The 18,816-nt window shown below is 68.5% G+C and carries 16 protein-coding genes; 11 read left to right on the top strand and 5 right to left on the bottom strand.

Annotated elements, in window-relative coordinates; translation table 11 throughout:
* Positions 1 to 1,434: 1,434 nt before the first annotated feature.
* On the bottom strand, positions 1,435 to 2,076 hold the full coding sequence (locus ENSA7_RS04495; RefSeq protein WP_181233134.1) for a 16S rRNA (guanine(527)-N(7))-methyltransferase RsmG: 642 nt from the start codon (positions 2,074 to 2,076) through the stop codon (positions 1,435 to 1,437).
* 47 nt (positions 2,077 to 2,123) lie between these two features.
* Here ENSA7_RS04495 and ENSA7_RS04490 point away from each other — a divergent pair, with 47 nt between their 5' ends.
* The 5 genes from ENSA7_RS04490 to ENSA7_RS45700 all read left to right on the top strand — a co-directional run bounded on the left by ENSA7_RS04490 (position 2,124) and on the right by ENSA7_RS45700 (position 6,084).
* Positions 2,124 to 3,320, top strand: a complete 1,197-nt coding sequence (locus ENSA7_RS04490; protein WP_181233132.1) for an aminotransferase class I/II-fold pyridoxal phosphate-dependent enzyme — start codon at positions 2,124 to 2,126, stop codon at positions 3,318 to 3,320.
* Positions 3,317 to 4,054 carry a dethiobiotin synthase gene (gene bioD / locus ENSA7_RS04485; RefSeq protein ID WP_106087951.1) on the top strand — a complete coding sequence of 246 codons (738 nt, stop codon included), beginning with the start codon at positions 3,317 to 3,319 and terminating at the stop codon, positions 4,052 to 4,054. The genes ENSA7_RS04490 and bioD overlap by 4 nt, the downstream gene beginning before the upstream one ends.
* A 9-nt stretch (positions 4,055 to 4,063) precedes the next feature.
* Positions 4,064 to 5,089 (top strand): hypothetical protein, encoded by a 1,026-nt coding sequence (locus ENSA7_RS04480; RefSeq protein WP_106087950.1) that lies wholly within the window; start codon positions 4,064 to 4,066, stop codon positions 5,087 to 5,089.
* 2 nt (positions 5,090 to 5,091) lie between these two features.
* A complete protein-coding gene (locus ENSA7_RS04475; protein ID WP_146157325.1) occupies positions 5,092 to 5,748 on the top strand; it encodes a thiamine phosphate synthase in 657 nt (218 codons plus the stop codon).
* A 213-nt stretch (positions 5,749 to 5,961) separates the two neighbouring features.
* The gene (locus ENSA7_RS45700) at positions 5,962 to 6,084 is read left to right on the top strand and encodes a hypothetical protein (RefSeq protein ID WP_280523972.1); all 123 of its coding nucleotides are present in this window, start codon (positions 5,962 to 5,964) and stop codon (positions 6,082 to 6,084) included.
* Between the two features lie 31 nt (positions 6,085 to 6,115).
* Here ENSA7_RS45700 and ENSA7_RS04470 read toward each other — a convergent pair whose 3' ends face one another.
* Positions 6,116 to 7,408 carry a LeuA family protein gene (locus tag ENSA7_RS04470; protein WP_106087948.1) on the bottom strand — a complete coding sequence of 431 codons (1,293 nt, stop codon included), beginning with the start codon at positions 7,406 to 7,408 and terminating at the stop codon, positions 6,116 to 6,118.
* A gap of 17 nt (positions 7,409 to 7,425) precedes the next feature.
* Entirely contained in the window at positions 7,426 to 8,625 is a 1,200-nt protein-coding gene (locus ENSA7_RS04465) for an acetyl-CoA C-acetyltransferase (protein WP_106087947.1), read from the bottom strand.
* A gap of 97 nt (positions 8,626 to 8,722) precedes the next feature.
* Between ENSA7_RS04465 and ENSA7_RS04460 the strand changes: the two genes are divergently transcribed.
* From ENSA7_RS04460 to ENSA7_RS04450, 3 genes are read left to right on the top strand one after another with little or no spacing between them, the layout of a single operon-like run.
* Complete coding sequence (locus tag ENSA7_RS04460; protein ID WP_106087946.1) at positions 8,723 to 9,484, top strand: hypothetical protein; 762 nt, start codon at positions 8,723 to 8,725, stop codon at positions 9,482 to 9,484.
* Positions 9,465 to 11,609: an excinuclease ABC subunit UvrB gene (gene uvrB / locus ENSA7_RS04455; RefSeq protein ID WP_106087945.1), complete on the top strand. Its 2,145-nt coding sequence runs from the start codon at positions 9,465 to 9,467 to the stop codon at positions 11,607 to 11,609. The genes ENSA7_RS04460 and uvrB overlap by 20 nt, the downstream gene beginning before the upstream one ends.
* 13 nt (positions 11,610 to 11,622) lie before the next feature.
* Complete coding sequence (locus ENSA7_RS04450) at positions 11,623 to 12,024, top strand: helix-turn-helix domain-containing protein (RefSeq protein ID WP_181233130.1); 402 nt, start codon at positions 11,623 to 11,625, stop codon at positions 12,022 to 12,024.
* Here the strand turns inward: ENSA7_RS04450 and ENSA7_RS04445 are convergent, their stop codons facing one another.
* A complete protein-coding gene (locus ENSA7_RS04445) occupies positions 12,025 to 13,140 on the bottom strand; it encodes a tetratricopeptide repeat protein (protein ID WP_146157324.1) in 1,116 nt (371 codons plus the stop codon). It lies immediately after the preceding gene.
* A 165-nt stretch (positions 13,141 to 13,305) separates the two neighbouring features.
* Complete coding sequence (locus tag ENSA7_RS04440) at positions 13,306 to 15,231, bottom strand: serine/threonine-protein kinase (protein ID WP_106087942.1); 1,926 nt, start codon at positions 15,229 to 15,231, stop codon at positions 13,306 to 13,308.
* Between the two features lie 391 nt (positions 15,232 to 15,622).
* On the opposite strand from ENSA7_RS04440, the gene ENSA7_RS04435 reads away from it, so the two are divergent.
* The 3 genes from ENSA7_RS04435 to dnaX all read left to right on the top strand — a co-directional run.
* Positions 15,623 to 15,853, top strand: a complete 231-nt coding sequence (locus ENSA7_RS04435) for a hypothetical protein (protein WP_106087941.1) — start codon at positions 15,623 to 15,625, stop codon at positions 15,851 to 15,853.
* A gap of 164 nt (positions 15,854 to 16,017) precedes the next feature.
* The gene (locus tag ENSA7_RS04430) at positions 16,018 to 17,592 is read left to right on the top strand and encodes an alkaline phosphatase family protein (RefSeq protein WP_106087940.1); all 1,575 of its coding nucleotides are present in this window, start codon (positions 16,018 to 16,020) and stop codon (positions 17,590 to 17,592) included.
* A 56-nt stretch (positions 17,593 to 17,648) separates the two neighbouring features.
* A partial coding sequence (dnaX, locus tag ENSA7_RS04425; protein WP_146157323.1) for a DNA polymerase III subunit gamma/tau occupies positions 17,649 to 18,816 on the top strand: 1,168 nt, incomplete at its 3' end.

Raw genomic sequence — 18,816 nt, 5'->3', positions numbered from 1 at the left:
GAACGGTGGGGTTGATGTCGGGCTGTTCGCTTCGGTGCAGCACTCGCAACGCCCTCTTACTGTGCCCGGGCGGACCCTCACGGGTTTGTTGTGCGCGCTTGTCGTGTTCGGTCGGCGGCTACGCTCTCGAGATCGAGGGGCGCTGGGGCGGGCGGCGCTTCGTCGCTTTTCCACGGTGCTGGGTCCTGTTTGGAGGGGTGCGTGTTGAGGGGCTGCAGGGTGGCGCTCCGACCCGGCGAGGTCGCGTCCAGCCTCGGTTCGCAGCTTCCTCTCGGGTTCGTCACCCTTCTCGCGCTCGGACGGATCAGGGCGATCACGTGGTGCGATCGAGTTCTCGTGAGGCGGTACGCCGCGGCCTTGTGGCCGCTTCGTTGGTTAGCTGGGCGCCTCGATCCCGGCACGCGGAGAACTCCTTTCTCCCTCGAGATCCTGGGTGTCCCCCGAGACGTGGAGGGAGATTCGGTGATCGGCTCCTTTGTCTGGCCAGTTCCTGGCTCATCGTGGAGGACTTGCGTACCGACCGGGTGAGGGCTGCAGCCGAGCCCGACCCGCTCCCAGTCTCGGTTCGCAGCCTTCTCACCGGGTTGGATGCTTGGCCCGCTCACTTGGGGAGTGAGGGGCCCAGCTAGACATGGCCCGCCCCGCGCGCGTTTGGGTGCGGCGAACTGTCTCGTGAGAGGCCCGTCAGACCCGAGTGTCGAGTTCAGAGTGTTCCACGTGGAACATCCTGAGCCGTCGGCCGGAAGCAGCGACGATTTGGGGACCCTGCAGCCAAGCCGACGCAGCCACGGGATCGGTGGTCTCAGCCCGTCCAACCAAACGGCGTGTCGCCGCACGAACGCCAAGAAACTTCCAACCAGGACGGCGGCCGACCGTGCCTCCAAAAGAACCAAGCAATCTGCAAAACGAAGAGCCGTAGCCGCCGATCGAAACCGACAAGCGCACAACAAACCCGTGAGGGTCCGCCCGGGCACAGTAAGAGGGCGTTGCGAGTGCTCCACCGAAGCGAACAGCCCGACATCAACCCCACCGTTCCCCGACAACGCCCCACTCCCGCCTTGAGCCCTCCGTGCCCGGGCGGACCCTCACGGGTCGTGCGCGCTGTCCATCGTCACAACAGCCCCCGAGTACGACGCACAACCAGGAAGCATGAGGATCAGAGCCCGCCGCTGGACCCGATCCCGCGTATCGCCTCCACGAACTTCGTCGAAGCCTATCCGGTCAAGCCAAGATTCCCCCCGAGAGGAAGCTGCGAACCGAGACGGCAGCCGACCTGGCCGGATCGGAGTCACCTCCAACCAAGATCCGACCCGGCAGGACGTCTGCGGGAGACCAAGCAAGGCGACCAAGACTGGAGGTGACTCGGCGAGTCGTTGCCCGTGCGCGCCGGATTGGCGTCCACACGCAACCGAACCCCCAAGAGCCGACCCGGCGTCACCCCGACGGGAGTGTTCCACGTGGAACATTCTCCACGCCCACTGCCGCCCACCGCTCCCCATCCACTCGACCGACCACGCGAACGCCCTCCGGCGTCTCCCCAGCGCCGAGGTGCAGACACACGACGCCTCCGGGACGCACCCACGGACGCGCCTCCTCGAGCCACCGCTCCGGGGAGAACACCGCCCGTGCGCTCGCGGCGTCGAAGCCGGGCTCGAGCGAGCCGCCCTCGATCGGCCTCCATTTGCCGTTCTCCACGCGGCCGCGCAGGACCTGGGCGTCCTGTCGGCCGATCTTGGCGAGCGCGAGCTCGAGTCCGCTGGCTCGCTTCGCGCGGGGTTCGATCAGCACGAGCCTGACTTCGAGCCACGCGGCGAGTACCAGTCCGGGGAAGCCTCCGCCGCTGCCGACGTCGAGCCAGCGACCGGCGCCGATCTGCAATTGCTGCGCGAGCGCGACGACCTGGAGTGCCTCGACGATGTGCGAGTCCAGCGCCGCGTCGTCGGTTCGGCCGGTCAGGTTCATCGAGCGTGCATAGAACTTGAAAAAGTCTTTTAATATCAGTAGCTTATCGATGCGACCGGTCGTCGCCTGGAGCCCGAGTTGGTCACACGCGTCACGCAGTACTGCCTCGCTCACGGCGGGCATCTTGCCACGTTCGCCCGAGACCGGTTGGATCGCCGCCCGTGACTCCACGTGTTCCTCCGCCCTCGCCGGGCAACCTCGCGCTCGATGAGCGGCTCCGGGTCGCGCTCGCGGCTGAGCGTGACGCGGCGCTCGAGCGTCGGTGTCCGGCGCCGACCGAGCGACGGGGGCTTCGCTATCGGCTCGGGGATCGGGAGGTCGTCAGCTTTTGCAGCAACGATTACTTGGGCCTGGCCGAGGAGCGACCCCAGACGGCGCCGCAGCCTTCGGGGGCGGCGGCGTCGCGACTGGTGTGCGGTGATCTGCAGGTCCACCGCGACATCGAGCGCCGGTTCGCGGGGGTGATGGGGTTCGAGGACGCGGTGCTGTTTCCAAGCGGGTTTCAGGCCAACGTGGGCGTCCCGGCGTCGCTGCTGCAGCCGGGCGATGTCGCGTACAGCGACGCGCTCAACCACGCGAGCCTGATCGATGGGCTGCGACTGAGCAGCGCGACGCGGCGGATCCTGGATCACCTCGCGGCTCCCCCTCGCGGGGAGCGGGCCGGTGATTCAGCGGGCGCGCGTTGGTGGTTTGTCGAGTCGGTGTTCTCGATGGATGGCGACGGCCCGGCGTCGGCGGCTCTCGACACTCACCTGGCCGCCGGCGGCTGCGTGTACCTGGATGAGGCGCACGCGATCGGGCTGTACGCGAACGGCCGAGGCCGGGCGAGCCAGCTCGTGCACCGACCGACGGTCGTGGTTGCGCCGCTCGGCAAGGCGTTCGGCTGCGCGGGCGCGTTTGTGTGCGCGTCTTCGCTGGTGTGTGACTGGATCCGCGGCCACGCTCGCGCCTTCGTGTTCACGACCGGCGTCTCACCGGTCTTGGTCCCGCGGATCGCCCACGCGCTCGACCAGGTCTCGGGCGCCGAGGGTGACCGACGCCGCGAGCTGTTGTGGCGCAACCTCGCGACGCTGCGGTCGATCTTGGGCGATCGCGCGGGGCTGGGAGCGCACGGGACCCAGGCTTCGCCGATCCTTCCGGTGCTCGTGGGCGACAACGCGCGGGCGCTGGCGCTCTCGGCCGAGCTGCTGCAGCGAGGCTGGCATGTTCAGGCGATTCGGCCGCCGACGGTGCCCGAGCAGGGGGCCCGGCTGCGGATCACGATCAGCGCCGCGCACGAGCTCGACATGGTCGAGCGCTTCGCTCGAGATCTGTGTGAGCTGTTGGATCGCCACGGCTTGGTGAGGGGCGAGGGATGAGCGAGCGCGTGTTCCTGGTCGGGACCGACACCAACGCGGGGAAGACCACGGTCGCCTGCGCGCTGCTGCGCTCGGCGGCGCAACGGGGGATTCGCGTGGTCCCGTTCAAGCCGGCGGAGTCGGGGCCCGGGGGGCCGAACAGTGACCGCGCCCGGTTGCTGGCGGCGTCGCTGCTCGAGCCCGGCGAGCTCGATGAGCTCTCGCCGCTGAGGTGGCCCAAGCCGATCGCGCCCGGGCTCGCCGATGATCCCAACCCCTTCATGGGTCGCGGCTCGCCGGTGAGCGACGTCGAGTCGATGCTCGGGCGGGCCCGCTGGGCGCTGGCCCGGCTCGAGCAGCGTCATCGCGCGCAGGTCAGCCTGGTCGAGGGCGCCGGCGGTCTGCTGGTCCCGATGCCCGGGGGCAGCTGGCTGCCGGACTGGATCTCGGGCCTGCGCGCGCGGCCGTTGATCGTTGCGCGCGCGGGGCTGGGGACGATCAACCACACGCTGTTGACGATCGAGTCGCTGCGGATCCGCGAGCTCGAGCCGTGCGGGTTCGTGTTCACCCAGCTGCTGGCCCGCGACGATCCCTCGCGCTCACACAACGCGACGGTGATCGAGCAGCGCAGCGGGGTGCCCTGCCTGGGCAACCTGCCGTTCCTTGGCCGGCCGCCGCGCTTGCCCGAGAACGACGACTGGTTGGTCTCGGACTTTTGGTCGCGGCTGCTGGGGTCGTGGGCGGGGTTGACGTAATCTGCGAGCGTGTCGCCGCGCAGCGTGACCCTCACGTTGGCCCTCGCCGGGCTGCTCATGACCTCCGTCGCCTGCAAGGGGATCGAGCGACCCTATCCGCCGGACCAGCCGCCCGAGGTCACCGAGCTGATGATCGCGACCGCCCCGGCCCTGCAGTCGGTCCAGGTCCCGCGCGCGAAGGTGCGGCAGGGCGGCGGGCCGGCGGCGAGCTTGATGTTGGTCGCCCAGGCGCCGGCCCGGTTCACCGGCACGATCCAGATCTCGGGCAACGAGCTGGTCACGCTGGTGGTCAATGAAGATGAGTACGGCCTGCGCTGGGTCGGCGGGCGCGAGGGCGCGCAGTCGCTGGCGCCGGGCTACTACTCGGGGCCGCCGTCGCGCTGCGCGGTCGAGACCCTGCTGGGCGTGAGCCTCGAGCCGGAGGCGTTCGTGAAGATGATCCTCGGCGGCGCGCCGCTGATCGACGGGCCGCACCAGGTGATCGATCGCGGGTGGGATCGCAAGACCGGCCGGGAGCGACTGCGGATCGCCAATGATCGGTACGAGCAAGAGCTGGCGTTCGCGTGGATCCCCAAGTCCGGCGGGCGCGACGGTCACTGGCAATTCGCGGGGGCCAGCCTGTGGGCGATCGACAGCTCCGGCGCACCCGAGTGGCTGTGGACGATCAGCCACGAGGAGCTGCACGAGGTCGACGGCGCGATCCTACCAGCCAAGACTCAGATCCGTCAGCCCAAGCCGCGCGGTCGGGGTGAGGCGGTGATCAACGTGAGCTTCCAAAAGCAGGTGGCCAATCCCCAGCTCGGGGGCGAGCTGTCCGCCGATCCGCCGCTCGAACCGGGCGCGGACTCGGGCGGCAACGGGGCCAACGCTGGCGACGACTGGGATGACGACTGGGGCGACGACGCCGACACCGAGGGCAGTGATGCTGCGGACGAGCCGACCGCTCCAGAGCCGCCGCCACCAACGATCCCTCCGCAGTTCGTCGGCAACCCGACCGGCCTGACCCCCCGCGGGGATCTGTGCGCGGGGCGCTGACCATGAACGTCTCCGGGCTATACGCGATCCTCGATCTGCCGGACCCGCACCAGCTCGACCCCGAGGCTGTGCTCAATGCGTTGATCGACGGCGGGGCGGGGGTCATTCAGCTGCGCTCGAAGCATGCGCCGCTGGACGAAGACCTGGCGGTCGCGCTCGGGCGTCGCTGCGCGGCGGCCGAGCTGCCGTTGATCCTCAATGATGAGCTCGAGCTGGCGGCGCGGGGGATCGCCGGGGTCGCGGGGGTCCACCTCGGACAGGGGGATCTGGCGCGGCTCGGCTCGACCATCCACGAACGCAGCGAGCGGCGGTCGAAGCTGCGCGCGGCGGGCCTGTGGCTGGGCGTGTCGACCCACGACCTCCGCCAGCTGCGCGCGGCGATCGACGAACTGGCCCCGGACTATGTCGGCTTCGGTCCGGTGTTCTCGACGTCGAGCAAGCCCGACCATGATCCTGTTGTCGGTCTCGATGCGCTCGCCCGCGCCTGCGCGGCGTCGCCCGTGCCGGTCGTGGCGATCGGTGGCGTGCAGCTCGACAACGCCAAGCTGATCGCGCGGTGTGGCGCGGCTGCGATCGCGTCGATCGGTGCGCTGCGTGGACCGAGCGTCGCGATGATCCGCGAACGCTCATTCGCGCTGGCGCAGTCGTTCGCTCAATAGCGATTCATCAGGTGCCCCGGCTCGTGTGGGCACGACAACAATGTCGTGGGGGCGTGAAGCCACGCTAAAAAATCTCGACTCGAAAAACATCAAAAATTTGCAGCGCCGCCGATCCGGGGCCAAACCAATTGCATGGATTATGTGCGCAGCGCTGCAGGGTCACGGGTGCCCACGCTCGTCGCTGGGGCCAAACGTCGCTTGCGAACCGGCCCATTGCCCAGTGTTCCTTGGCGCGCGCTCGACCGCCGCAGCGCCAGCCTCGAGCACCACCTGCCGCTGTTACTGTTGACGGCGTTTGGGATGCTCGCTGGCATTCAATACTTGCTGCTGTACTAAAGGCCGGTCGGCCGTTCTGCCGGTCGCCAGCTCAGCCCTTGTACCCGCGCACCGCTTGCATGACCTCTTCGTCGCTGAGGATGTGGTCGGTGGCCTTGGCGGCATCGAACACGTGCTTGACCAGTCCGTCCTCGGCCGCGATCCCTCGGTGCTGCAGCCAATAGCGGACGTTGGACTCGCCGGACATGAAGCCGATCTCGATGCTCTGCTGCCTTCCGAACCAGTTGGCAGGGACGCCGCTGTAGATCCGGTCGGCGAGGTCATCGTCGCCCTTGTTGATCGCCTTGATGACGGCGGCGGCGTGGACTCCGGTCGCCGTCCGGAACGCGTCGGCGCCTACTAATGGGTATTGAGGATGGATCGGGACCTCGCAGGCCGCGGCGACGGCCTCGCACCAGGGCACGAGCTTGCTGAGGTCGCGGTCGGGCAGCTCGCCGAGCAGCTTGAGGTTCATGAGCGTGAGATCCAGCGAGGCGTTGCCGACCCGCTCGCCGATCCCGAGCGCGGTGCCATGAATGCGGTCCGCGCCAGCCTCGAGCGCGACGATGTTATTGGTGACACCCAGCCCGCGGTCATTGTGGCCGTGCCAGTCGATGCCGACGTCCGGGGCGCGGATGGTCTCGAGCAGCAGCCGGGTGAAGCTGACGAGATCCTCGACCCCGGCTGGCGTGGCGTGGCCAACGGTGTCGCACAGGCACAGGCGCTGGACCCCGTGCTCGACGGCGCAGCGAAATAGCTGGTCGAGCACGGTCGGCGTCGAGCGGGTCGTGTCTTCGGTGACGAAGCACATCGGGAGCCCGCGCTTTGCGCATAGATCCGCGGCCAGGATCGTGCGCTCGAGCAGGGTCGAGACCTCCCAGTTCTCGGTGTAGAGGCGGATCGGGCTCGAGCCCAAGAACGCGTAGACCCAGATCTCCTGGCCGGTCTTGTCGGCGATGTCGGCGACCGCGTTGATGTCTCGCTCGTGGGTTCGGGCCGCGCAGGCGTACTCGATGCCGAGCCGCTCGCGCTCGGCGAAGTTGACCAGCGCGGTCACGTCGGCGATCGCCCGCGGCCCGGCGCCCGGCAGGCCCAGGTCCGCGGCGTCGATTCCGAGCGCGGCAGTGAGCCGCAAGATCTCCTGCTTCTCTTCGAGGGAGGGATCCCGGACCGACGGCGACTGGATCCCGTCGCGAAGGGTCTCGTCGAAGAAGCTGACCTTGCGGTGGGTGAGCGGACTCAGCGGACCACGTCGGTTGCGGCTGTTCCAGTCGTAGACCAGGTCCCCGGCGCGGGGCTCGCGAAGGTCATCGTTGGTGGTCGGCTGAGTCGGGCGGTCCGGCATGGTGTTGTCCTGTTCGTTCAGCAGCGCTCGAGCACGACGGCGATCCCCTGGCCCCCGCCGATGCACGCGGAGCCAACGGCGTACTTGCCCTGGCGCCGACGCAGCTCGTGCGCGAGGTGTCCGGTGATCCGCGAGCCGGAGGCCCCGAGCGGGTGGCCCAGCGAGATCGCCCCGCCGTCGACGTTGACCTTGGCGCGATCGAGCTCGAGCTCCTTTTCACAGGCCAGGTACTGGGGGGCGAATGCCTCGTTGATCTCGATCAGGTCGAGGTCCGCGAGGCCGAGCCCAGCGCGCTCGAGGGCGCCGCGGATCGCCGGGACCGGACCGATACCCATGATCTTCGGATCGACCCCCGCGACGTGCCACTGGACCAGGCGCGCGAGCGGCTTCAAGTCGTGGGCTTTGACCGCCTCCTCACTGGCGAGCACGATCGCGCCCGCTCCGTCGCAGATCCCCGAGGCGTTGCCGGCGGTCACGACCCCGGTCTTGCCAAACGAGGTCCGCAGCTTGGCGAGGCTGGCCAGGTCGGTCTCGCGGCGCGGGTGCTCGTCGGTGTCGACGCTGACGCTGCCGCGCCGACTCTCGACGGTGACCGGGCAGATCTCGGCGTCGAAACGGCCAGCGTCCTTGGCGGCCGCCCACGCCTGCTGGCTGCGCAGCGCGTACTCGTCACATTGCTCGCGGGTGATCCCGAACTGCTCGGCCAAATTCTCGGCGGTGCGACCCATGGCGCAGCCGGCGTAGCTGTCGGTCAGGGAGCTCCACAGCGAGTCCTCGAGCTCGGGGTTGACGCCGAGCCGGGTGCCCCAGCGGAGCCCGCGGGCGACGTGCGGGGCCTGGCTCATGCTCTCGGTCCCGCCGGTCAGGACCAGCTCGGCGTCGCCCAGCAGGATCTCTTGGGCGCCGTTGACCACCGACTGAAACCCGGAGCCGCACAGCCGATTGACGGTCAGCGCGGGCGCGGGGATCGGGACGCCGCTGCGCAGGCCGACGTGGCGGGCCATGTAGATCGCGTCGACCGAGGTCTGCGCGACGTTGCCAACGATCACGTGATCGATGGTGGCAGGGTCGACGCCGCCAGCTTCGAGCGCCGCCTTTGCGGCCACGACCTGCAGATCGATCGCCGAAAGATCTTTGAACGCACCACCAAACGCCCCAAAGGGCGTGCGCTTGGCGCTGACCAGGAAGACCGCACGAGACAGAGGTTTTTTCGCCATTCAAGGCTTAGTATGCCACGCAGCCGCGCCCTCTCATTCGAGCCCCTGGGGCGCCGCTGCGGCGATCGAGCGGGGCTTACTCACGATCCAGCACCTCATGCAGGCAATCTTCGCGCTCGCGCTGATCTCGAGCACCCTCTGGGCGTCGCCCAGCGCGGCGCCCGATGTCCCGATCGTCGCGAGCACGCCGACGCCCTCGCCAGGCAGTGAGCTGCGTCGCTACTTGCGGCGCCCGGTCCCGCGCAGCGCTCGGTTCTTGGATCACGGCGTGATCTCGCTGGCTGCGGCTGGCGGGACGCCGCACATCTATCGCTTGGATCTGCGCGTGGGCTTGTTCGACCACGTGAGCGTCGGGGTCACCGGCCACTGGCTGCCGGGCCAGCGCGCGCCGCAGGTGTGGCCGGTCGGCGCGATCGCGATCTGGCGCGGGCGCGGACCCAGCGGCCTCGGCTTTGAAGTCGGCGGCCACTACCGGCCGGTGCTGTATCCGCCCGTCGACGCTGACGTGCAGTTCATTCCGCAGACGCAGCTGGCGCTCGGGACCGCGGTGGTGTCGTCGGGTTTGTTCTCGGCCGGGCTCGACGTCGGCGCCGCACACACGCGGATCCCAGTGGTCGATCCCGCGGACGGCCTGTCGTTTCATCGCCGCGCCGTGTTCGGTGGCGGCGTGTTCGCGCGGGTCGGCAACCGCCGGGTCGGCCTGACCGCCGACGCGCTGGCCGTGCTCAGCCCCGATCCCCTGCTGGTGTTCGAGCTCGCGGTCGAGCTTCGTTTCGGTGCTTTCGAGGAGCGCCCTCGCGGCGGCTGGCGAGGATCGAATGCAGTATCGTCTGGCCGTCATGCCTCGCCGCACCGCTAGCTCCGCCGAAGAGGCGTGGAAAGAGTCGTCACAGATCGACGAGGCCGAGCTCGGCTGGGATCTCGACAACCCCGTGCGCCCGGCGATCGCGGCGGACCGACCGTTCACCCTGGTCAGCGAGTTCGCGCCGGGCGGCAGCCAGCCCCAGGCGATCGCGGAGCTGACAACTGGGCTCGAGGGCGGCGACCAGGCCCAGGTGCTGCTCGGGATCACCGGCTCGGGCAAGACCTTCACGATCGCCAACGTGATCGCCAAGGTTCAGCGGCCCACGCTGATCCTCGCCCACAACAAGACCCTCGCGGCCCAGCTCTACAGCGAGTTCAAGGCGCTGTTTCCCAGCAACGCGGTCGAGTACTTCGTCTCGTACTACGACTACTACCAGCCCGAGGCCTACGTCGCGTCGACCGATACCTATATAGAGAAGGACTCGAACATCAATGAGCAGATCGATCGCATGCGGCACGCGGCGACCTACTCGCTGCTGTCACGCCGTGACGTGATCATCGTCGCCAGCGTCTCGTGCATCTTCGGTATCGGCTCGGCCGAGGCCTACTATGGAATGGTCGCGCCGATCGCCGTGGGCGAGGAGCTCGATCGTGACGTGCTGCTGCGACGCCTGGTCGCCATGCACTACGAGCGCAACGACGTCGACTTCCACCGCGGCACGTTTCGGGTCCGCGGGGACGTGGTCGAGGTGTTCCCGGCCTACGAGGACGACAGCGCGGTCCGGATCGAGTTCTTTGGCGACGAGGTCGAGGCGATCCGCGAGGTCGACCCGCTGCGGGGGACCTCGCGCGGCGAGATGAAGCGCGTGACCTTGTTTCCGGCCAGCCACTACGTGACGCCCGCCAGCAAGATGCGCCTCGCGATCGAGGGCATCAAGCAGGAGCTCAATCAGCGGCTCCCCCAATTGCGCGCGGACATGAAGCTGGTCGAGGCCCAGCGGCTCGAGCAGCGCTGCATGTTCGACATCGAGATGCTCGAGGAGATGGGCCGCTGCTCGGGCATCGAGAACTACTCGCGGCACCTGTCGGGTCGGGCCCCGGGCGATCCGCCGCCGACGCTGATCGACTACTTCCCCGACGACTTCTTGTTCGTGATCGACGAGTCCCACGCGACCATGCCCCAGGTCCGCGCGATGTTTCGGGGTGACAACGCGCGCAAGACCACGCTGGTCGAGCACGGGTTTCGCCTGCCGTCGGCGCTCGACAACCGGCCCCTGAAATTCGAGGAGTTCCAGGAGCGCGTCAAGCAAGTGATCTACGTGTCGGCGACGCCTGGCGACTACGAGCTCGAGCAGACCAGCGGCGTGGTGGTCGAGCAGATCATCCGGCCGACCGGGCTCTTGGATCCGCCGATCGAAGTCCGGCCGATCGCCGGGCAGGTCGACGATCTCCTCGATGAGATCCGCGCCCGGGTCGAGCGAGACGAGCGGGTCCTGGTGACCACCTTGACCAAGCGCATGGCCGAGGACCTGACCGAGTACTACGCCGATCTCGGGATCCGCGTCCGCTACCTCCACTCCGACGTCGACACGCTCGAGCGGGTCGAGATCCTTCGTGATCTTCGCCTCGGTGAGTTCGACGTGCTGGTCGGGATCAACCTGCTGCGCGAGGGGCTGGATCTGCCCGAGGTGTCGCTGGTTGCGATCTTGGACGCCGACAAAGAGGGGTTCTTGCGAGCCGAGCGAAGCCTGATGCAGACCTGCGGTCGCGCGGCTCGCAACCTCGACGGTCGGGTGATCATGTACGCCGATCGCGTGACCGACTCGATGAAGAAGGCGATCGCCGAGACCGAGCGACGCCGCACGATCCAAGCTCAGCACAACGCCGAGCACGGGATCACCCCGCGCAGCACCCGGGCCAAGATCTCGCCGATCGAGCAGGACAAGCCGACGCCTGGGGCCGCCCGTGGGCGGACCAAGCGGGGCGCGGGGACCAGCGAGCTTCCGGTGGGCCTCGACCGCGCGGGCGATCAGGACCTGCTGCCCAACGAGCTGTCCGAGCGGATCACCGAGCTCGAGCAGCAGATGCGGGCGCTGGCCAAGGAGCTGCGCTACGAGGAGGCCGCCCAGCTGCGCGACCGGATCCGCGTGCTCGAGGTCCGGCGCCTGGAGTTCACATAGTATGGTTGCTGGCGTGCAAGAGGGCGACAAGCAGCGGCCGCGCGGTCGGACCCGCGATGATCGAGCGTCGGTCGAGCGGCGCTACATGACCGAGCTCGGCAAGCGGATCCGCAACGCCCGAGAGACCCGCGGCATGACCCAGCGACAGGCCGCGCAGGCGGCTGGGATCGCGACCGACATGATCTCGCGGCTCGAGAACGGTCGGTATCAGAGCCCCGGGCTCAGGACCTTGCTGCGGATCGCCGAGGGGCTCGGGGCCGCCGTCTCGGAGCTGCTGCCCGACAGCGGAGCCGAGCCGCAAGCGAGCACCGCCGAGCTCTCGCAGCGGGCCCGGATGATCGCCCTGTCGCATCGCGCCGAGTCTCGGGATCTCGAGTTGATCGTCGAGATCGCGACCCTGATCGTGAACCGCTGATTAGAACCGGAGCATCAGGCTGCCGAGGCCAACGCCGGGCGTGACGCGGACGGCGGACCGGGCTTCGTGGCCGCGCGACTGCTGTACGTGCTTGGCTCGCCGCGCATGGCGAACGCTCACCAGGCCGACCACCAAGGTCGTGAGCACCAACCCCGCGCTCACGCCCCCGGCCACGCTGGCGCTCAGGGCATAGCGCTTGTAGGCCCGCTGGTGGGCGTTGGGATCGCCAAGCTCGAAGTCGTCGGGGCAGGCGTCGTCCGGGAATTGATAGCAGCTGTCGGCGTTGAAGCGTCGTTGCTCGCGCTGGGCCAACAACGCCAAGCTCAGCACGCTCACCGCACCCGCGCCGCTCAGGCCCACGCCGACCCAGGTCGTGTTGCGCAGCGCCAGCGCGAGCCGGGCGTGGGTGCGCGCGGCGTCGAGCTCGGTCTCGGTCGGACCGGCGTCGAGGACCGGCTTGGGGTCGGGCTTGGGTGGCGATGGAAGCAGGGCTCGTAGATCCACGACCAGCGCCTCGCCGGCCGCCAGCTGGTAGGTCTCGCGGGTGCGGACACCTCGCTCATCGACGACCTCGAGCTCGATCTCCCCCGGCAGCACCAGGATCGGGAACGCGTCGAGGTCGACGGACCGGCCTTGAACGAACAGCTGCGCGGGCGGGCGCGCGGCTGCGAACCGGATCCCCTTGAGCACCGCGACCTCTTTGCTCAGCTCGTCGATCGAGCGCTGGGCCTCGGCCGCCAGCTCCTCGCTGCGCGCAGGCTCGGTCAGCACGCGCTCGTACGTGGAGATCGCGTCGAGCGTGGCCCCGGCCTGCTCGAACGCGAACGCGGCGTTGAACAGGGCCTCCGGGGTTGGCTGCAGATCATAAGAGCGCAAGAACGCCTCGGCCGCGGCTGCGTAGTCGCCCGCGTTGCCGAGCTCGTAGCCGCGGGCGTACCACTCTATCGCGGTCTCGGGGGCCGTCTCGGATCCGGTCTCAGGGGCGGTCTCGGAGCCAGTTTCAGGCGCCGTCTCGGATCCAGCCTCGGTCTCGATCTTCGCTTCGTCAGATGCGGGGCCGACTCGCTCGGGTGGGGCCGCGCGTGCGGGGCTGGCCGACGCGCAGCTGAGGCTCACGATCACCGCGAGCGCGCGACGACTGAGCGTCCGCGCCCGCGCTCGCGACTTCGTCCAGCGGAGCCGAGACTCCGCACTTCCCTCGTCGTGACGCCTCACGCCCGGCCAGCTTACCGTGCCCGGCCCGGTTTGCGGCCCGAGGGGTCGGCGGATCCACGCGACGACTCAGCCGCCAGACTCGCGGAGGCTGTCCGGGACCGGCACAAAGCCCTTCTTGACCGGATCCGAGCCGGTCTCTCCGCCGTCGTCCGAGCCGCCCGTCGACGCGCCCTTGCCGGACTGGCGCGGGCGCTTGATCGCCTTTGTGCTCTTGCCCGACTTGCCCGTGGGCTCCGCGTCGGGCGCGAGCGCCTGCAGCTTGGTCGAGAAGCTCTGGTCGTTGGTTGGCGGCAGCTCGAGCGGGTAGGGCTCGTAGCCGTCGAGCAGCAGGCGGATGTCGACGGGCGCCTCCCCGATCGGCACGAACACGGAGACCGGGGTGAGCCCGCGGTCCTCGCCGTCGATCCACACCTGCGCGCCCTCGGGCTTGGTCGAGAAGTACCAGCGGATCATGCCCGCCGGCTTTTGAGGGAGCGGCGCGTAGTTGGCCGCGGCCAGCGAGCTCGGCGCGGGCCGAGCTGCCGGTTCGGGTGTCGGCTCGGGGGTCGACTCCGGGTGCTCCGCGGGGGCAGCCACGGGTGGTTGCGGGGACCCGCCCAGCATCAGCATCGCCGCGACCGCGATCCCGGCCCCGAGCATCGGCAGCAACAGCCACATGCTCCACTGGGCGAGCGGGTGGGTTCGACCGGAACCTGCAGCCGTGTCGAACTGCGGGTGAGAGTCGGTCGACGGGCGCTCGGTCCCGCTCGAGTCGAGCGCCGCGGCGCCAGTTGGGGTCAAGGCCAGCTCGGCGAACGGCGGGGTGACCGGGTTCGACCCCGTCGGTGGGCGACCCAGCATGGCCGCGGTCTCGCCGATCAGCTCGCGTGCGCCCGAGCTCAGCGCGTCGTGCTCACCCGTGCGCCGCAGCGCCGCGCGTGCGTAGTCGACTCGGCGCAGGAAGAACCGACGCATGAGCTGGCCCAGGTAGCTGCGCGGCTCGTCGCCAGGCAGCTCGTAGGCCAGGCGCAGCAGCAGCTTGACCTCAGCCAGCATCTCGCTGGCGTTGGCGTGCCGCTGATCCGGATCGGTCGCCAGCGCGCGGGCCAGCAGCGCCTCGAGGGCGTCGCGCAAGCCAGGGTGCCCGTCGAGCTCTGGCCGCGCGTCGCCGAGCGGTGGGATCACGCAGGCGATCACCTTCTCGAGCGTCGCCGCTTCACTTGGGCACGCGAACAACCGCTCGCCCGTGAGCAGCTCCCAGATGATGACCCCGACCGCGAACAGATCCGTGCGGTGATCGACGTGGCCGTTGCCGCGGGCCTGCTCGGGCGACATATACGCGAGCTTGCCCCGCAGCTCGCCCGTCCGCGTGTTCGAGGCCTTGCCAGCGGCCTTCATGATCCCGAAGTCGCCGACCTTGGCCCAGCCGTCGAGGTTGATCAGGATGTTGTGCGGCGAGACGTCGCGGTGGACCAGCTCGTAGGGGCGGCCGTCGACGTCCTCGACCTCGTGTGCAGCCCCGAGGCCCGCGAGGGTGTCGGCGACGATCTGCAAGGCCACGGGGATCGGGAGCAGCTCGCCCTTCAGGGCCCGCACGAGGGCGGCGAGGTTCTCACCCTCGATGAACTCCATCACCATGTAGTAGACGGAGTCGCTCTGACCGAGATCGAGGATCTCGACCACGTGTGGGTGATGGATGCGCGCGGCGATCCGGGCCTCGTCGAGGAACATGCCGACGAACTCGGCCTCGGCCGCGAGGTGCGGGTGGATGACCTTGACCGCGACGATCTTCTCGAACCCAGCCTTGCCCTTGGCCCGGCCCAGATAGACCGTCGCCATCCCGCCGTGGGCCAGGCGATGGATCAGCTCATAGCGGCCGACCCAGCGCTGCGAGAACCCCGGCTCGACCTCGGACCGTGACGGGGCCCGAGGCTGGGGGGCCGAAGGTCCACGCCCGTCGCGCGGCGGGACGGCGTCGCGCGGCGGGATGACCTGGGTGTCGGGCTCCAGCATGGGTCGAGGGTCGCCAGAGCGCGTCCAGGCGCGGTTGCACTGGGTCTGGTTCGCCGAACGACAAACATACGCCAAACCGCTGTCTGGATCACCAGCGAGGATGGACACCAGGCCGACGCCGCGGCCAGATCTGTGGCACCGACAGTGAAGAGATCTCGGAGATCTTTTCCACAGGGCAAAATATCAGTGATCAGTCTAGTCTAGTGATCGTGGATCAGTCGAGCATGCGTGGAATTCGTGACACTGAATTTATGTAATGTTATCGATCACTTGGATCACATTATCCACAGGATGTTGTGTCCGCGTTGGGTCCGCACCACAACATCTTGTGGAATGACGCTTGCGTGTCAGATCCCGTTGGCGTACAGGTCGAGTAAGGGCAGCGACAGACATGGCCAAGCGACAAACCCGCCGAAGCATCTCCGTCAAGGGCATCACCTATCAGCGTCTGAAGGACTTCTGCGACGCCACCGGGTGCAGTGTCAGCGGCTATCTCGAGGAAATCATTGCGGAAAAGCTCGACGCGGCGGGCGCCCCGGTGCCGACGGTGCTCAAGGCCCGTCCCGAGCGCAAGGCCGAGGCCGAGCCCGAAGAGATCGTGTCGCAGCACTTCACCTTCTGAGTGGAACTGACTGGAACTGGGCGGAACCGAGCGGCGTGCGCCTTGGGGCGCGCGCGAGCTGGGTGACCGACTTCCCCCCCGCGATCTAACGTTGCGCCATCGTTGCCCCGCGGTCTCACCGCTGGCTCGACGTCACTGGCATCGACGTACGATGGTCACCACCCGTGACCAAGAAGTACCTCGATTCCGTACGCAAGCTGTTGTCACGCCGCCGCGCGATGCAGGGCATGTCGGCCCTGGTCGGGGCGACGGCGATCGGCTGCGGTGATGATGTTGTCGGCGATGGCGAGACCGGTGGTTCCGAGACCGAGTCGAGCGGGGACGGGGACGGCGATGGCGATGGCGATGGCGATGGCGATGGCGACGGGGATGGCGATCCCGGCGACGGCGATGGAGATCCCGGCGACGGCGACGGCGACGGCGACGGCGACGGAGACGGCGATCCCGGCGACGCGTGTGCGGACGACGGCGGGCTGACGCTTCAGCAGGCGCTCGCCAACGTCGAGCACATCGTCGTGCTGTGCATGGAGAACCGCTCGTTCGATCACTACTTCGGCGCGCGGCAGCTGGTCGAGGGCCAGACCGACATCGAGGGGCTCAGCGGCGCCGAGAGCAACCCCAACGCCCTCGGTGAGCCCGTGTTCGTGAACAAGCTCGACAACTTCGAGCCGGAGGATCCGCCCCACCAATGGGACGAGGTCCACGCCCAGTGGAACAACGGCAACCTCGACGGTTTCGTGACCGAGCAGATCAAGATCAACGGCGAGTCACTCGAGCACGAGGTCATGGGCTACCACACCCGCGAAGATCTCCCGGTGCTGTGGTCGCTGGCCGACGACTACGCGCTGTGTGACCACTGGTATTGCTCGCTGCTCGGCGGCACGTGGGCCAACCGCTACTACCTCCACGCCGCGAGCTCGAACGGGCGCACCTCCAACGCGCCCGCGTTCCCGCTGCCGACCACGGTCCAGGACGTGTGCGACGACGCTGGGATCAGCCACAACAACTACTATGGTGACGTGCCCTGGAAGTGGGGGGCGTTCCCGATCGTCGGCTTCTCTGGCACCGACTCGATGGACGAGATGTTCGAGCGGATCGACGCGGGCACGCTCGAGCAGGTCGTGATCATCGATCCAAGCTTCACGAGCAACGACGATCACCCCGCCCACCACATCGAGCTCGGGCAGGCCTTGATTGCGACGATCTACGAGGCGCTCGCGCAGTCGTCGTACTGGGACAAGCTGCTGTTCATCATCACTTACGACGAGCACGGCGGGTTCTACGATCACGTCAGCCCCCCGATCACGCCCGACGCGGACGGCCCCGAGTTTGCCCAGCAAGGCTTCCGCGTCCCCGCCGTCGTGATCGGGCCACACGTGCGCAACGGCTGCGTCGTCCACGACGTGTTCGACCACGCCAGCTTCCCGGCCACGGTCACCCGAAAATTTGGTCTGCCCGAGCTCAACGAGCGCGCCGCCGGCGTCAACGATCTCGCCGCCTGCATCGACCCCAACAAGATCGACGCTCCAGCTCCACCCGCGCCGCTCCCCAAGCTGGTGATCGACGTGAAGAAGGTCATGGCCCGAGTCGGCGTCGAGAGCTCGCAAGAAGAGCTGATGCGCGCGACCGGCAACTGGCCGATCACCCCCGAATTTACCGCCGCCGAGCGAGCCCGGATCCTGCGGCTGCTCGAGCGCGGCCAGCGGCTGGGCGCCCTCACGCTCCGCAACGAGCCATGAGCTTGCGAACGACCGAGGTTTCTGTGGGAACCCAAACGAGCTAGCATTCGGGCTCCGTGGCCTATCTCGCTCTCGCGCGCAAGTATCGACCGCAGCGCTTCGCCGACATGATCGGCCAGGAGCACGTGACGCGGACGCTGGAGAACGCGATCCGGACCGACCGGGTTCACCACGCCTATCTGTTTTGCGGGGTTCGGGGCCTCGGCAAGACGACGGCCGCGCGGATCCTCGCCAAGGCGCTGGTCTGCGAGCAGGGCCCGACGCCCGAGCCGTGCAACCAGTGCGCGCAGTGTGTCGGCGTCAACGAGGGGCGCTCGGTCGACGTGATCGAGATCGACGGCGCCAGCAACAACTCCGTCGATGACATCCGCTCGCTGCGTGATCAGGTCAACTACCTGCCGCAGTCGGCGCGACGCAAGATCTACATCATCGACGAGGTCCACATGCTCACGCAGCAGGCCTTCAACGCCCTGCTCAAGACGCTCGAGGAGCCGCCGCCGCATGTGACGTTCATGTTTGCGACCACGGATCCGCACAAGGTGATCCCCACGATCCTCTCGCGGGTGTCACGGCTCGACTATCGGCGCGTGCGGGCAGCAACGCTGGTCCCGTATCTGCAGCAGATCCTCACGCAAGAGCAGTTCTCGGTCGAGCCCGAGGGCCTCACCGTGATCGCGCGCTGTGGCGATGGCTCGGTCCGCGACTCGCTGACGCTGCTCGACAAGGTCATCGCGTTCGCCCAGGACCCCACCCAGATCAAGACCGACGAGGTGCTCGCGGTGCTCGGTCAGGCCGGGCGCTTCTCGATCGCCCAGCTGCTTCAGGCTGTGCTCGATCGCGACGCCGCGCAGGTCTTGGCTCGGTTCGAGGCGCTGACGGCGGTCGGCAGCGACCTGATGCAGCTCGCGGTCGCGATCCTTCAGCACCTGCGTGATCTGACCGTGGTCCGGTTGACGGGCAGCCGCGCGGCGCTGCTCGACATGAGCGACGATCTCTATGATCAGCTGGTGGCTCAGGCCCAGGCCGTCGAGCCCAGCGTGATCGCCCAGCACTTCGATCGCTTCGCGCGGGTGGTCGACAACCTCGAGAACAGCCGGGTCCCGCGACTGGTGATCGAGATGGGGCTGCTCGAGCTGTGCAACGCCGAGCCGTTGATCCCGCTGGGGGATCTGGTCGCGCGGCTCGACGCGCTGGCGGCCGGACGCGGCGGTGGTGGGTTTGGCG

Source organism: Enhygromyxa salina (assembly GCF_002994635.1).
Lineage (GTDB): Bacteria > Myxococcota_A > Polyangia > Nannocystales > Nannocystaceae > Plesiocystis > Plesiocystis salina_B.
Note: the sequence above shows the minus strand (reverse complement) of the source record. Positions and strands in the feature narration are given on the sequence as shown.

Excerpts from the sequence above, each read along its gene's own strand:
- bioD (WP_106087951.1), top strand. The coding sequence starts at position 3,317 with ATGAGCGAGCGCGTGTTCCTGGTCGGGACCGACACCAACGCGGGGAAG.
- uvrB (WP_106087945.1), top strand. The coding sequence starts at position 9,465 with ATGCCTCGCCGCACCGCTAGCTCCGCCGAAGAGGCGTGGAAAGAGTCG.
- ENSA7_RS04435 (WP_106087941.1), top strand. The coding sequence starts at position 15,623 with ATGGCCAAGCGACAAACCCGCCGAAGCATCTCCGTCAAGGGCATCACC.
- ENSA7_RS04465 (WP_106087947.1), bottom strand. The coding sequence starts at position 8,625 with ATGGCGAAAAAACCTCTGTCTCGTGCGGTCTTCCTGGTCAGCGCCAAG.
- ENSA7_RS04440 (WP_106087942.1), bottom strand. The coding sequence starts at position 15,231 with ATGCTGGAGCCCGACACCCAGGTCATCCCGCCGCGCGACGCCGTCCCG.
- ENSA7_RS04470 (WP_106087948.1), bottom strand. The coding sequence starts at position 7,408 with ATGCCGGACCGCCCGACTCAGCCGACCACCAACGATGACCTTCGCGAG.
- ENSA7_RS04460 (WP_106087946.1), top strand. The coding sequence starts at position 8,723 with ATGCAGGCAATCTTCGCGCTCGCGCTGATCTCGAGCACCCTCTGGGCG.
- ENSA7_RS04475 (WP_146157325.1), top strand. The coding sequence starts at position 5,092 with ATGAACGTCTCCGGGCTATACGCGATCCTCGATCTGCCGGACCCGCAC.